Raw genomic sequence first — 13901 nt, 5'->3', positions numbered from 1 at the left:
CTCCTTTTTTTATGCGTATTCATATTTTTCCTTAAATCTTATGAAGTTTTCAAGCAGACAGCTTATGTTCTTAGCGCCTACTGGATTTGCAGAATGGACATTAAAATTCTGAATAAGAATATCGTTTTCCACAAGCCACTTTGCACAATCATAGCCGGACTTCATTTCTTGATTATTGATATAGTCCCAGCCAAGATCATGGTCAAAGGAAATTTCAGAAGGTATACCCTTCCTCTTAATTGTATATACAAACTCATCAAAGCTACGCACAACCACCCAACCACTAGTTTTGGGAGTCCTTATATCGTCTATGTACAGTTTATAGTTGGTCATAGCTGTTTAACCTTAAAGTTAAAAAATAGGTTGCGAATATATCAAGTTTTGGATAATTTATAAATAGCTTTTTTAAAAAGTACGATTTCTTCGGACAAGAAGGTTTCCTCATTATATATACCCAAGAAATCAAATCCATCTTGATGAGTTATACCAAAGTCCTTTCTGATTTGTTTGATTATCCTCTTGTTACACTCTTTACTTATACATGGATAACACTTTTTTGTAATTCCTATTCGAAGACCCAAAAAAGATTTTTTTGATTTCGATAAACATATTTTTGATGCTTTATCGTCTTCCTCAGCTTTGATGCCTAATTCATCCAACTTCGCTATAATATACTTCCACTTAACTGGCCTATCAGCATCATGCTTAGAAACTGTATTTTTCTGTATCCATCGCGCCATAAAGTTTATATCAGACTCAATAGAGTTTACCTTGTAAGCATAGTTGTATAAACGTTTATCGTAACCTTGTGCAAAGGATTTCAGCCCATTAGAAGCTACAGCTTTTAGAAAATCGTAGACTTCATCATTTGACACTTCAAATTTAAGAACGAGGCCATTCTTGTAAAGATGCTTAATCATACAAAGGAAGGCAGCTCTTTTATTTCCATTGTGAAAGGCATGGTTTTTAGTTAAACCATAAACAAGCGTTGCACAATTACTATAAACAGAATCATACTTGAAGTAAGTGCCCGAGCCGGTGTGTTGCCTGGAAACAGCGCTCTCTAAAAGGTGTTCGCTTTTTACTCCGATTGGTGAAACAGGCTCTGTTATTTTGAGTATATCTGGATGATTACTCAGCAAAGAATGAAGTTGAATTACTTCCTCTGTATCCAAAATGGATATTATTTTCCCAGATTTATCTTTGATCGATGGATTCAATGGTTTTACAAATTGCTCTGTCTACAAATATAGCTATTGCTTTAAGGATAGCGGGCTGTTGTTAAAATCTTTATTAAATAATTTCCCACTACGCAAAAAGGCTGCGCATATGGCCCTCACCTTTGTAAGGAACACTAAAGCAAACGGCCATGCGATTCAATTTTTTAGCATCCAAGAAGCAACAAACGACTAACCACGAAGAAGCTCTAGCTTGGAAAATGGGACCTGCAGCCGAGTTATACGCAGTTGTGGTTACTGCTTCCCTGAGCGATACCTTCTACGAAGGGGCAGACAAGCGGCTGGAGCGTATTCGTACGCTGATTGCCCTGAACGAGCCGCTCTTTGTGGCGAAGCTGGCCGTTTATGCCCGTACGCAGATGCACCTGCGCAGCATTCCGCTGGTGCTGGTGGTGGAGCTGGCAAAGCTGCATAGAGGAGATAGCCTGGTGAGCCGAACCGTTGCGGCGGTGGTGCAGCGGGCCGATGAGATCACCGAGCTGCTGGCCTACTACCAGCTGAGCAATGGCCGTAGCGGTACGAAAAAGCTGAACCGCCTCTCCAAGCAGCTGCAAAAGGGACTAGCCATGGCCTTTGCCAAATTCGATGAGTACCAGTTTGCCAAATACAATCGGGATGGCGCCGTCAAGCTGCGGGATGCCCTTTTTCTGGTGCACCCTGCTTCTACCAGTGAAAGCCAGCAGGCACTCTGGGATAAAATAGCGGCTAATGCCCTTGCTACTCCCTATACCTGGGAAACCGAGCTGTCGGCGCTGGGCCAGCAGTCCTATGCCTCTGCCGAGGCCAAAGCAGCTGCCTTTCGGGCCAAATGGGAGGAGCTCATCGACAGCGGAAAGCTTGGCTATATGGCCCTGCTGCGTAACCTGCGCAACATCCTGGAGACAGAGGTGTCGGGTACGCATGTCCAAAAGGTCTGTGCGTACCTCGCCAACGAGCGGGCGGTTGCCAACAGCAAACAATTGCCTTTCCGCTTCCTGGCGGCCTATCGGGAGATACTGCAGCTGCAATCCGGCTTCACCAGCCAGGTGCTAACGGCACTGGAGGATGCCGTGCAGCTAAGCAGCCGCAACCTGCAGGGCTTTGGTGATGAAACAAAGGTGGTGGTTGCCTGCGATGTATCGGGCTCTATGCAGCAGCCCATCAGCAAAAAGAGCAAGGTGCTGTATTACGATATCGGCCTGATGCTGGGAATGCTGCTGCAAAACCGCTGCAGTAACATCGTCACCGGTATGTTCGGCGATACCTGGAAGGTTATCAACCTGCCACGGCGCAGTGTGCTGTCTAATGTGCAGGAGTTTTACCGTCGTGAAGGCGAGGTGGGTTATTCCACCAACGGTTTCCTGGTCATCCGCGATCTGCTGAACCGCCGGGTGAAGGCTGATAAAGTCATGCTCTTCACCGACTGCCAGCTCTGGAACAGCACCGGCATGGTGGGCCATATCGCTGAAGAGTGGAAAGCATACAAGCGAATAGCGCCCGGCGCCCGCCTCTATCTCTTCGACCTGGCAGGCCACGGACAAGCGCCCATAGACCTGAAGAATGGGGATGTGTTTCTGATTGCCGGCTGGTCGGACAAAGTATTCGCCGTGCTGGAAGCCATAGAAGCTGGTGGCAGTGCCCTTGCGGCTATTGAGGCTGTAGCGCTTTAATGGAGCATGATCCTTACAGATTAAGCAATACTGATGCCGCGCCCTTCAGGGCTCAACTTGTTTCCATTTCAGCAAGCCCTGAAGGGGCGACATTATCAAGTGTGGTCTGTAAGGGCCACACTACAGAAACAAAACAGGAGGTGCCGTAAGTACGTGATACTTCGTCTTAATAACGCCCAGACACGTGCTGCTTGTTGCCCTCCTGTTTTTAACCTATTTTGAAGAGAGTAGTGCCGTATAGTTTCAGGGTGCGTAGCCTTCGTGGGTCATGAGGTTGTAAGCTCCAATCTCACCAGCAGATTCATCTGCTGTAGCTCAACTGGATAGAGCGCATGGGTATAGTCTTCTGCCGCTTGTTGCCCACTTTTTTTCTAAAACACAACAGATCCATTGTCCCTGATAAGACTAATCAGAGCATAGGCTTAATAAAGAAATTCATTGCATTTTTCCAATCAGGTTCCGACGGTTCGAATCCCCCCTCTGCAAACACACCTTGCAACAAAGCCCTTCAGCAGAAATGTTGAAGGGCTTTCTTTTTTTGCAACATTTCTTCATTTCTGGCTCATATAAGGCTTCTATAAACTATTTATCGCAACATTGTTGCATTAAAGAAAGGCTGTCCTTAACTTCATGCTGCTTTATAAGCGGTAGAGGGGATGAACTGCCCAAATATCATACAGCATCTGGGGCATGTATACTGGTTTATCCGCAGCTACCACCAGCAAGCTCCGGAAGCCAATGAAGTAACCATAGGCCTGAAACCCCTATGAGGCTGCTGAACACGCGGCACCATCCTGTTTCTGAACGAAACCATTTTATATCTCTATGACAGCGGGCGAAAATCTTGATGTAATAATAGTAGGCGGTAGTTATGCAGGGCTTTCGGCGGCCATGGCGTTGGGACGGTCGCTGCGCAGAGTACTGGTCATCGACAGCGGCTTGCCTTGTAACCGCCATACGCCCCACTCGCATAATTTCATTACACAGGATGGAGAAAAGCCTGCAGCTATTGCAGAAAAAGCCCGAGCGCAGGTATTGCGCTACCCCTCGGTACAGTTTCTGAATGCGCTTGCGGTTCGCGGTAGAAAAACAGAAAGGGGCTTTGCCATTACCACCCAAAGCGGCCTGGAAGTTGAAGCTAAAAAATTGATTTTTGCCACAGGTATCAGAGACCACATGCCCGACATACAAGGTTTTGCCGACTGTTGGGGCATTTCGGTAGTACACTGCCCCTATTGCCATGGCTATGAACTGCAAGGGCTGAAAACCGGCATCATGGCAAATGGCGAAAGGGCTTTTCATCTGGTTTCGCTGGTCCATACCCTTACCGACAAGCTTACGATCCTTACGGCCGGCAAAGCAGATTTTACGCCCGAACAGCGCGCAACATTCAGCAGACACCGGATTGAGATTATAGAAACCGAAATTGGGGCACTAGCACACCGGCAGGGTGCTGTGGAAAAAGTGATCTTAAACAACGGGAACAGCCTGGCCGTTGAAGCCCTGTACGCAGCTCTTCCTTTCACCCAACACTCCGAAATTCCCCACGCGCTTGGCTGCGAACTTACAGAACAGGGCTACCTGAAGGTGGATGCCGTTCAAAAAACAACCCTGGAGGGTGTGTATGCCTGTGGCGATTCATCAAACATGATGCGCTCGGTGGCCAATGCCGTGTATAGCGGGCAAGTAGCCGGAGCCATGGCAAACGCAGCACTCGCACACGAACAATTTTAATGGAGTAGCAGCACCCTGATTGCGTTTTTCTTACAGCTATCCAGCTGAAAACCAGGCAGGGAGACTTTCAAATCAGCTTAAAAGCAGATTCCCCCCTTTTCAGTGCTTTATCCAGGCAGATCAGGAACTTCAGGTAAGCCGCAGCCAGGGGGCTAAAGAAGTGAAATGGGCCAGCAGGAAGCAGACCTGATACCTACTGCTCCTCCCTGAGCAGCCGCCGCGCTACCCCTTCAATGGTCATCCGGACCGGGAGGATATTCCCCTCCTGATCGAAGTACATCCGGTCGATGCACGTCACCCTGTGGTCCCGGTCCTGGTTGGGGATGGGCCGGCGATGGTACACCATATACCAGTCGTCTGTATCGGGAATATTGATGACAGAATGATGGCCCGCTCCGGTGGCAACAGTTGTATCGGCTTCAAGAACCGTTGCGATCTTTTGAAAGGGGCCCATCAGGGAGTTGGATCTGCCATAGGCTACCCGGTAGGTATGATTGCCCCAGTTGCCCTCCGACCACATGAGGTAATACCAGTCCCCACGCTTGAAAAGGATGGGGCCTTCCACATAGCCCTCCGGCGTGATTTCTTTGGCCAGGGTCCCGTCCTCAAAAGGCAGCAGGCTCCTGAAATCGGGGGCCAGCTTTACAATATTGCAGTGGCCCCATCCGCCATAGAGCATGTAATACTGACCATCCTCATCCAGGTACACAAACTGATCGATGGGCTGAGCGCCATTGTATACTTCCCCGATCAGCGGTTTTTGCAAATAGTCTTCATAGGGCCCCTCAGGCCGGCTGGCAACCCCTACCCCAATACCGCCTACTTCACCGACCGTATTCACAGCCGGGTCCCACATCTGTCTGTCCGGTGTTTGGATGTCGTTGGCACTGAAGAACAGAAAATAAAGTCTCCCCTTTTTCACCACACTGGGTGCCCACATGGCTTTATGGGCCCACCTTACCCGGGAAGTGTCAATAATGCGCTCATGCTTCTGCCAGTTCACCAGGTCTTTGGAAGAAAAAGCATCCAGAAACACCTGCTTTTCATAGCGAGCCGAATAGGTGGGGAAGATCCAGTAGGTATCATCAAAAATGACCCCTTCCGGATCTGCATACCATCCTGTGATGACCGGATTGCCGGCCCGCACACCAGCTTCACTGCGGGTTTGTTGCTTTTCATGACCAACAGAACAGGCAGTAAGGCATGCAAAAAAGATGGCGAACAGGGAGATTGCGGATGCGTTCATGGCGGCAAAAGAATTGTTTTGGATTTGACCCGGATGTATCAGCTGCACCTGCCAGGGGTATACTCCCAATTTACGCACACGCCTATAAAAAACCAGCTTCTCTGTGCCTGTAATGATCTTATCAGGGAGACGCATCCCCCAAACAGGCAGCACAGAGCTTCATTGATAACGTCTTTGTGTACCCCCACCCATTGCCTCCGTAATAGGAGCACACCATACGCTGGCTCCCTCTCATTCTTTTTAAAGACTACAGGAGAAAAAGAATGTTAAAAAATCATTGGCCAGGCAAGAGCATGCACAGACGAAGGATACTATTTCTGCCATTGCCGCCCTGATCTGGAAAGGGATTGCCAGCTACATGCATATGTCCGGCACCCGCTACGGATCGGCTGGAAATTTTCTATGGACGTGCCGGAAATAGTTAAAAATCTCCCCCTTTGCTGCGATTGGCTTTTTTCTGGGCCTGCTTCTGTTTGGCCGCCAAGCGGCGCTGCACCGATGCCATGGTGGGTTTGCTTGCTTTGCGGATTTTCTGTTTGGTAAATGCCTGCTGCAGGAGCTCATAGAATCGCTCCAGACACTGCTCTTTGTTCTTCAGCTGGCTGCGCGACTCCTGACACACCACCAGCAAAAATCCGTCTTTGTTGATGCGCCGGGCCAGCTTGTGCTGTACCAGTGCTTTTTCATCTTCGGTTAGCAAGGCAGATTCCGCTACCTGAAAGCGCAGCTCCACCCGGGTTTCTACCTTATTGACATGTTGCCCGCCAGCCCCTCCGCTCCTGGAAGTCTGGAAGATGATCTCCCGTTCAAACTCTCTGTCTTTTACCTCATTCATGCGCCTTACTCACAAGCGTTTTATCCTTAAATACATTCCCAATCCCCTACACCCATAACCCGTCAAAGAGGACGACCTCTTGTGTATTGTACCCCCCGGGCAGCAGAAAGCTGTGCCCCTTCCCACAAGCCCGTCACAGCGGTAGGCGATCCCCCTGGCACCCCCTGGCTACAGAGGGGTTTAGCGTTAGCTAGCTCTGTAGGTGCCTGCTTCCCGGCTCCCCTTCGGCATGCAGCTCTCGGCCCAAGTGGTGCAGGCGCGCAAATACCTGCTCAATGTCTTCCAGCGTAGTGCGGTGCGAGCAGATGGAGAGGCGGATGACAATATGTCCCTTTACCTTAGAGCTCAGGATAAAGGCAAAGCCGGTGGCGGTAATGGCATCTGCCATGCGCTGGTTGAGCTGGTCCAGGTACTCCTCCAGGGGCTGCTGAGGGGCCTGTCTGCGCAGCTCGGCCGGAAAATAGCGGAAGGAATAGATAAAGAGCGCCGGCCGGTGCAGGGGCTCAAAATCGGGCGATGCCTCTACCAGCTGGTGCAGGTGGCGGGCGCACTGGATGTTTTGGCGCAGTAGCTGCTGATAGCCCTCCCGCCCCCAGTGCTTCAGCGTCATCCAGACCTTGAGGGCATCAAAGCCCCGCGACATCTGCGGGCCGTACTCAAAATAATCCAGGCCTTTATAGTCCGTAGGCAGGCTTCCCTGCAGGTAGGGCGCCGAAATGGAAAAGCTGCGGCGCAGGCGCTCAGGCTCCCGCACCAGCAGGCAGCCGCATTCGTACGAGATGTAGAGCCATTTGTGGGGGTCCAGGGTTACGGAATCGGCCTTTTCAAGTCCCCGGTAGAGGGGAGCCAGCTCGGGCAGCATGGCCCCTACGGCCCCACAGGCGCCATCGGCATGAAACCAGAGCCCCTCCTGCCGGCAGATGCGGGCAATGTCTTCCAAAGGGTCTACTACCCCCACGTTGATGGACCCAACCTGCGCCACCACACAAAAGGGCAGGTAGCCCTGCTGCCGGTCGTCGTGGATCATAGCCTCCAGTGCACGTGTATCCATGCGCAGATCATCCCCACTGGGCACCCGCCGTATGGCCTCCCGCCCCAGGTTGAGCATGTCGGCTGCTTTTACAATGGAGATGTGCCCCTCATGATCAGACATGTACAGAACCAGCTTTTGCCTGCGCCGGTCTGTTTGCAAGCCCTCGCGGGTGGTATCAAAGGGAACTGTGTTGCGAAGTGCCGTAAGCAGGGCGGAAAAATTGGCAAGCGTGCCCCCGCCCAGAAACAGTCCGCCGCAGTCGGTGGGGTAGCCGATCAGCTCGGCAATCCAGGCAATGCAGCGGCGCTCGATCTCAGTGGCGGCCGGACCGGCCTTCCAGCCCCCGGCGTTCATGTTGACCGAAGCGGCTAGGGCCTCGGCAAACACCGACATCATGGTGCCAGAGCCATTTACAAAGCCAAAATAGCGGGGCGAGCCCAAATGGGTTACATGGGGCAGTACCCGCTCCTGCCACTCCTGCAGCAGGCTTTCTGCGGGCTGCCCGCTCTGGGGTAGCTTCTCCTCAAACACCTCAGCAATGTGCCGGGAGCCGCTTTCGGAGATGATCCGCCTGTCCCGAATGGTACTGTAGTAGGCGGCAATGGCATCCACTACGGCATAACCCATGGAGCGAAACTGCTCGGCATCCAGGTCCAGGCTGTCAAAGGGGACGGTGTTGGGGGGAAGGGGCTGCTCGCTCATCCTGCTGCTGTTTCAGGATAAGGTAGCGAAATTTCAGCAATAAACCTCCAGACCCCCAGCGGCACCCAAACGCCCTCTACAGGAAGCCTGCCGGCAGATGGTCTCCGGCAGAGGTACTGATTGCGCTGCATCAGCCGCTTAAGGCTCCTCTCCTTCTTCAGGCCTGGCGCAATACCATACCCCTTGCCTCCTGCAGAGGTGTCAACCGAATCGCTTAGTTCCCCCTTATGAAGGCAGGTGCCTTCCGGTGTTTGGTGCCCTGTTCATAGGCATAGGCGATCTCCAGCAGCAGGGGCTCGCTCCAGGCCCGGCCAAAAAAGGAGATGCCAACCGGCAGGTGCTCCACAAAGCCCATAGGTACGGTAATGTTGGGATAGCCCGCTCTGGCAGCCGGCGAGGAACTGCCCAGCTGAAAGCTATCGCCATTGATCAGGTCGGTCTTCCAGGCGGGGCTGCCAGTGGGGGCGATAATTGCATCCAGACTGTGCTCCCCCATAAGCTTGTCGATACCCTCTTCCCTGCTTCCCTTCTGCATCTTGGCCAGGGCCTCCTGGTACTCTTTGGTGCTCAGATCGCCTTTGGCCTGCGCCATTTCCAGGTACTGCTGGCCGTAGTAGCGCAGCTCCAGCGAATCTGCTTTGTTAAAGGCAATGAGTTCTTCCACGCTTTTGATGGGAGCATCCGGACCCAGGGAAGCAAAATACTTGTTCAGGCCTTCCTTGTACTCATAGAGCATGATCTCAAACGAGTAGCCTCCTACCTCCCCGCCCGGCATGCGGTCGATCTCCACAATTTCGGCGCCCTGCCCCTTCATAAAGGCTACGGCCTGCTGCATGAGCGAATCTACCTTGTAGTTGCGGCCCAGGGATGATTTCAGAAACCCAATGCGCTTGCCCCTTAATCCATCCGCTTTCAAAAACCGGGTGTAATCGGTGTGGTAGTTGCCCTGGCTGGCAGCGGTTTGGGCATCGGCCACGTCCGGGCCTGCCAGCACACCCAGGCCAATGGCGGCATCCCGCACCGTGCGGGCCATGGGGCCGGGCGTATCCTGGGTAGAGGAAATGGGGATAACGCCGCTGCGGCTCACCAGGCCCACCGTAGGCTTAATGCCCACAATGCCATTGGCATGCGCCGGGCACACGATAGAGCCATTGGTTTCGGTGCCAATGGCCAGTACCGTAAGGTTTGCCGAGACGGCTACGCCCGAGCCGGAGCTGGAGCCGCAGGGGTTGCGGCTGGTATCGTAGGGATTTTTGGTTTGTCCGCCCAGGCCACTCCAGCCGCTGGTGGAAAGCTCGCCTCTGAAGTTGGCCCACTCGCTCAGGTTGGCCTTGCCCAGAATAATGGCGCCTGCTTCGCGCAGCTTGCGGGCTACATGGCTATCCTGCAGGGGGCGGGAATTTGCCAGGGCTCTGGAGCCGGCCGTGGTGGCCATTTTATCATGGGTATCGATGTTGTCTTTCAGTACTACCGGAATGCCGTGCAGGGGCCCCCTGATGTTGCCCGCTTTCCGCTCGGCATCCAGCGCCTGGGCAATCTGAAGCGCATCGGGATTAAGCTGGAGCATGGAATTCAGCCCGGGCCCGTTTTGGTCAATCTCTTCAATGCGGTTCAGGTACACCTGTACCAGCTCACTGGCGGTAAGGGTACCCTCGGCATAGCGCTGCTGGATGTCGGCAATGCTGAGTTCCAGGTAGCGGGTATCATCCGCTGCCGCTACTTCGGTGGCAGGTTGCTGCTGGCAGGAAATGTGGAGTAACAGCAGCAGGAGCAGGGGCAGCGCAAACCATTTTGTGCTGCAAAGGCGGGCAGGAAATAAGGTGTTCATAGGGGTGTGTTCCGGATAGAGGGCTTAGCAGACGGGCAGACCGGGTAATTGACAACAGTAGAGCCTGCCCGTAAGCAGGTAAGATAGTACTTTGCTGCCGGCTTCGCAAGCTGCCCCCTCCAGGAGAGTAGATGCTAAAGGTTCAGAACAGATCTTGTGACTCGCTGGAAGATACCAGCCAAGATTTAGTTGTTGAGTCTCAGGCGTTGGGGGGATTTTACACGCGCAGGCACTTCTGCCAGCATTCCAGCATACCTACCAGCCATGATGCATCCTATTTACACGCTAATCATTTGCATCAGCCATGATGGATTAGTAAAATATTTTCTTTATATTATGCTGTGATTTTAGCTGAACGGCAGCCGGATGGCGGACCCATTTTTACCGGCACCCTTTTGGTCTGTTCGGGCAGCGCTGCCAGTAGCCGGGAGGGGGCGCAGTAGGTGCGAAGAACATCCCCCTGCCTGCCTGCCGCCACAGTCTGCACAGGCACCAAAGGGATATGTTAACTACCTAAACCGCCCGTTTTTTCACTTTTTCGGGCATATACTTTTTAACCCGACAGGTCATGAAAAATCCACTTCTCTTCCTGGGCACCCTCCTTTTTCTTATGCTGCAGCAGCTGACGGGCCTTGCCCAACAGCAGGCCAGCGACGAATTACTGATTCGGGAAACCCTTACCAACTACATCGAAGGCCGAAATGGGGGCGACCTGGAGCGGCTTAAAGCTGCCTTCCATCCTTCTGCCGCACTCAAATTTGTGCAGCCCAACACCAACACCCTGGGCGAATGGAGCCTGGAGGAGTACCTGCAACGGCTGAAGCCGGGGCAAAAACTGGACTGTAGCGGCGAGATTACCGATATTCGCCTGTTCAATGATGCTGCCCAGGCCACTGTGCTGCTAACCTACCCCGACCAGCACTTTCATGACTATATGAGCCTGCTAAAGGTAGAGGGCAGATGGCTGATTGTGGACAAAACATTTGCCCGAAAACCCATACAGCAGGGGGTGGCAGCACAGCAAAGCCCGGTTGTTCGGCCCAGGCTTACCAACACCTATGCCTATCCTCCCATGGACGCAGCCTGTGAGATCTGCACAAAACAGGAGTACCGCGATAAATCTGCGCCATGCCCCCACTCCTATTAAAAGTCCTGTGGGAGCTGGGCTCAAAAGCAAAAAGTGTTCTTGAGAAAGACCTTTTCTTCAGGGCTCTGCCCCGTATGCGAATGCAGCTGCCGGGCGGAGAATTTCACCTGAGCGGGCAGCAAATGGCCGGCACGCTACCCCCGGCACAAATGACTGTAGGCCTACAGGAGAGGCACATTTGAAGCGCTTATTTAGTGCTGGCTTTAAGCCTTCCCCCCAGACTAATCCCAAACAAGTGGGTTAGCTGTAATTGACGCTCCACTTCCAGGCAGTTGGTATCTACACAAATGCCCTCGCTGCCGATCAGGGGGGTATACCCGATGCGAAATAAAAACCCCCTCGCCGGCTTCTGGTAGCGCAGGCCAGCCGTGGCATGAAACCATTTCAGCGGTCCTCGCCCCCCAAAAGCATCCTCATCCTCATAAAACCCCAGGGTAAGTCCATAGCCCAGCTCGGCGGCAACTGCATTCCCAAACAAAAAGCTGTGAGACACTGGTAGCACTGCTGCAAAACGGGTTTGGCCTCCAAACATCCCTAGCTCATAGGGATATAGGCCCAGGCCTATGCGAGCGGTAGTGGCGACTAAGGGTCTGAGGTGAAAAAGACGATCGACATTCAGCGATAGAAAACCTGGACCTCCCAGTTCTCCATACAGGCTATACTTCGAATACCGGGTGCTGTCATTTTCCGGACTGGTCACCTGCGCCTGCAGGGCGCCGCACCAAAACAGTCCCAGGAGCATCAGACACTGAATCGTTTTCATGGGTGTATGACATACTGTGTGCGTGCTACGGAAATAGCTTGTCTGGCGGCTCTGGCAAAGAGGATACGCTCCCGATCGGGTATGCGCCATTGCGTACCGAAGAGCAATTTCCAACAGCTCGGGTACATTCTCCCGGCATAGCCGCAGCGGTAGTCATGCCCCCTGGCCTTGCTATACCAGGCCGCACTCCCTTTTGCGATGCCCGGCGGCAGACTGGATAACCAACCCTAATTTACGCCTGATCCAGGAGAATACATACCCCTTCTCCTACTATCTTTACTACATGCGAAGGCTGGAAATCAAAGAAACGCTCCGAAGCTTATCGGCTGCCATAGCGGCATGCCCCAATGGCAGCGAGTCCGAATTCGGGCAGCTGGCCAGCCAGGTGGCGCACTACCGCGCCTTTCTGGACACGCACTGGAAAGTAAAGGGCATTGCCCGTTACCAGACCAACTACCTCTTTATTGACGAGCTGATGGCCGCCCTGGCCGATGAGCGTATTTCCATTAAAAAACGTCGGCAGTATTTTGAGCAGGTCAAGAAGCGGCTCTGCCAGGAAATTGACGCCACGCTGCAGGAGCTTTAGCCTGCCCTGCACACCCCTCACCACATGCCTGGTACGCACCTCGCCCGGGCCCGGGAATACAGCAGCGGCGGCTGCGGGCTGCCGCCCCGGTACATGTATGGCCATTCTGCCGCTGCTTTTGAACAAAATCCCCTTCAGACGATTTATCCTACTACTTATCCATCCTGTTTTGCTCCAGGGGCACTGCGGGTGGATCATCAACCAATTCATTTTTTTACCCTAAATTCTACTACTGTGAGAAACATTTTCAGAGGACTTTTGGCCGGCTATGGCGCCAGCAAACTGGGCGGCGGTTGTATTTCCACCGTTCTGATCTTTATTGTACTTTGGGTGATTCTGGGCCAGTGCATGTAAGCACCCGCCAGGCTAGCCGCTCTGCCATGTACCCCTGGAGGCAAACACCTCCTGCACCTGCCGGAAACTAGTCCGTTCCGGAAGAGGGGTCTGGCAGCGCCGGCACATAGGCCACCCACAGCCCTTACCGGGCTACTCCTATCCCCATTCGGCCTTTTTGCACATGTGGCAGCTTACTGACGATTATAGCTGGGAGCATCTTCGGCGCCGTTTTTACTGGATCCGTGCCCTGCAGGGGGTGCCCCAGGACCCGACCTACCATGCCGAGGGGGATGTGGAAACACATACCCGCCTGGTACTGGAGGCCCTGCAGGCACTGCCGGAATTTGGCGCGCTGCCCCAGCAGGACCAGCACCTGCTGCGGGCCGCCGCCCTGCTGCACGATGTGGAGAAGCCCTCTACCACCCGCCGGGAAGCCGATGGCAGCATCAGCGCCCGGGGACATGCCAAAAAGGGAGAGCTCAGCAGCCGCAGCATTCTCTACCTGGACATCCCTACCCCTTCCCGCTGCGGGAACAAATTTGCAGGCTGGTGCGCCACCACGGCCTGCCCCTCTGGGTGTTTGATAGCCCCGACCCGCGCAAGGCCGTTATTGAAGCCAGCCTGGAGGTAGATACCCGGCTACTGGCCCTGCTGGCTCAGGCCGACGTGCTGGGCCGAAGCTGCGCCGATCAGCAGGAGCTGCTCTACCGCATCGGGCTCTTTGGGGAACTGTGCCGGGAATGGGACTGCTGGGGACAGCCCCGGCCCTTTGCTGATGAATATTCCCGCTACTTTTACCTGCAG

General features: G+C 53.4%; 12 protein-coding genes and 1 pseudogene. 6 read left to right on the top strand and 7 right to left on the bottom strand.

Going from position 1 to position 13901, the window contains the following annotated elements; genetic code table 11:
- Positions 1 to 9 precede the first annotated feature (9 nt).
- Together ADICEAN_RS16790 and ADICEAN_RS22010 are read right to left on the bottom strand one after the other, a co-directional pair.
- Positions 10 to 333 (bottom strand): cyclic-phosphate processing receiver domain-containing protein, encoded by a 324-nt coding sequence (locus tag ADICEAN_RS16790; protein ID WP_009196842.1) that lies wholly within the window; start codon positions 331 to 333, stop codon positions 10 to 12.
- A 41-nt stretch (positions 334 to 374) separates the two neighbouring features.
- Positions 375 to 1220 carry a type II toxin-antitoxin system death-on-curing family toxin gene (locus tag ADICEAN_RS22010; protein WP_009196841.1) on the bottom strand — a complete coding sequence of 282 codons (846 nt, stop codon included), beginning with the start codon at positions 1218 to 1220 and terminating at the stop codon, positions 375 to 377.
- Between the two features lie 248 nt (positions 1221 to 1468).
- Here ADICEAN_RS22010 and ADICEAN_RS16780 point away from each other — a divergent pair, with 248 nt between their 5' ends.
- A complete protein-coding gene (locus tag ADICEAN_RS16780; protein WP_236612942.1) occupies positions 1469 to 2887 on the top strand; it encodes a TROVE domain-containing protein in 1419 nt (472 codons plus the stop codon).
- Positions 2888 to 3712: 825 nt separating this feature from the next.
- Positions 3713 to 4621, top strand: coding sequence for an NAD(P)/FAD-dependent oxidoreductase (locus ADICEAN_RS16775; RefSeq protein WP_009196837.1), 909 nt, complete (start codon positions 3713 to 3715; stop codon positions 4619 to 4621).
- Between the two features lie 193 nt (positions 4622 to 4814).
- On the opposite strand, the gene ADICEAN_RS16770 is transcribed toward ADICEAN_RS16775, so the two are convergent.
- The 4 genes from ADICEAN_RS16770 to ADICEAN_RS16755 all read right to left on the bottom strand — a co-directional run bounded on the left by ADICEAN_RS16770 (position 4815) and on the right by ADICEAN_RS16755 (position 10265).
- Positions 4815 to 5867, bottom strand: coding sequence for a glycoside hydrolase family 43 protein (locus ADICEAN_RS16770; protein ID WP_152426486.1), 1053 nt, complete (start codon positions 5865 to 5867; stop codon positions 4815 to 4817).
- Between the two features lie 421 nt (positions 5868 to 6288).
- Positions 6289 to 6702 carry an alternative ribosome rescue aminoacyl-tRNA hydrolase ArfB gene (gene arfB / locus ADICEAN_RS16765; protein ID WP_009196835.1) on the bottom strand — a complete coding sequence of 138 codons (414 nt, stop codon included), beginning with the start codon at positions 6700 to 6702 and terminating at the stop codon, positions 6289 to 6291.
- Positions 6703 to 6892: 190 nt separating this feature from the next.
- Positions 6893 to 8437, bottom strand: coding sequence for a pyridoxal phosphate-dependent decarboxylase family protein (locus ADICEAN_RS16760; RefSeq protein WP_009196834.1), 1545 nt, complete (start codon positions 8435 to 8437; stop codon positions 6893 to 6895).
- 214 nt (positions 8438 to 8651) lie between these two features.
- Positions 8652 to 10265 carry an amidase gene (locus tag ADICEAN_RS16755; RefSeq protein ID WP_009196833.1) on the bottom strand — a complete coding sequence of 538 codons (1614 nt, stop codon included), beginning with the start codon at positions 10263 to 10265 and terminating at the stop codon, positions 8652 to 8654.
- A gap of 568 nt (positions 10266 to 10833) precedes the next feature.
- Between ADICEAN_RS16755 and ADICEAN_RS16750 the strand changes: the two genes are divergently transcribed.
- Positions 10834 to 11412: a nuclear transport factor 2 family protein gene (locus ADICEAN_RS16750; RefSeq protein WP_009196832.1), complete on the top strand. Its 579-nt coding sequence runs from the start codon at positions 10834 to 10836 to the stop codon at positions 11410 to 11412.
- Between the two features lie 187 nt (positions 11413 to 11599).
- Here ADICEAN_RS16750 and ADICEAN_RS16740 read toward each other — a convergent pair whose 3' ends face one another.
- Positions 11600 to 12175 (bottom strand): hypothetical protein, encoded by a 576-nt coding sequence (locus ADICEAN_RS16740; RefSeq protein ID WP_009196831.1) that lies wholly within the window; start codon positions 12173 to 12175, stop codon positions 11600 to 11602.
- A gap of 283 nt (positions 12176 to 12458) precedes the next feature.
- Here ADICEAN_RS16740 and ADICEAN_RS16735 point away from each other — a divergent pair, with 283 nt between their 5' ends.
- The 3 genes and pseudogenes from ADICEAN_RS16735 to ADICEAN_RS22380 all read left to right on the top strand — a co-directional run.
- Positions 12459 to 12761: a hypothetical protein gene (locus ADICEAN_RS16735; RefSeq protein ID WP_009196830.1), complete on the top strand. Its 303-nt coding sequence runs from the start codon at positions 12459 to 12461 to the stop codon at positions 12759 to 12761.
- 517 nt (positions 12762 to 13278) lie between these two features.
- Positions 13279 to 13728, top strand: a complete 450-nt coding sequence (locus tag ADICEAN_RS16725) for an HD domain-containing protein (RefSeq protein WP_009196829.1) — start codon at positions 13279 to 13281, stop codon at positions 13726 to 13728.
- A pseudogene (locus tag ADICEAN_RS22380) lies at positions 13674 to 13901 on the top strand (poly(A) polymerase); the annotation flags it as partial. The gene ADICEAN_RS16725 and the pseudogene ADICEAN_RS22380, both read left to right, overlap by 55 nt.

The sequence above is a fragment of the Cesiribacter andamanensis AMV16 genome (assembly GCF_000348925.1).
Classification (GTDB): domain Bacteria; phylum Bacteroidota; class Bacteroidia; order Cytophagales; family Cyclobacteriaceae; genus Cesiribacter; species Cesiribacter andamanensis.
This window is presented reverse-complemented; position numbering and strand designations above follow the sequence as displayed.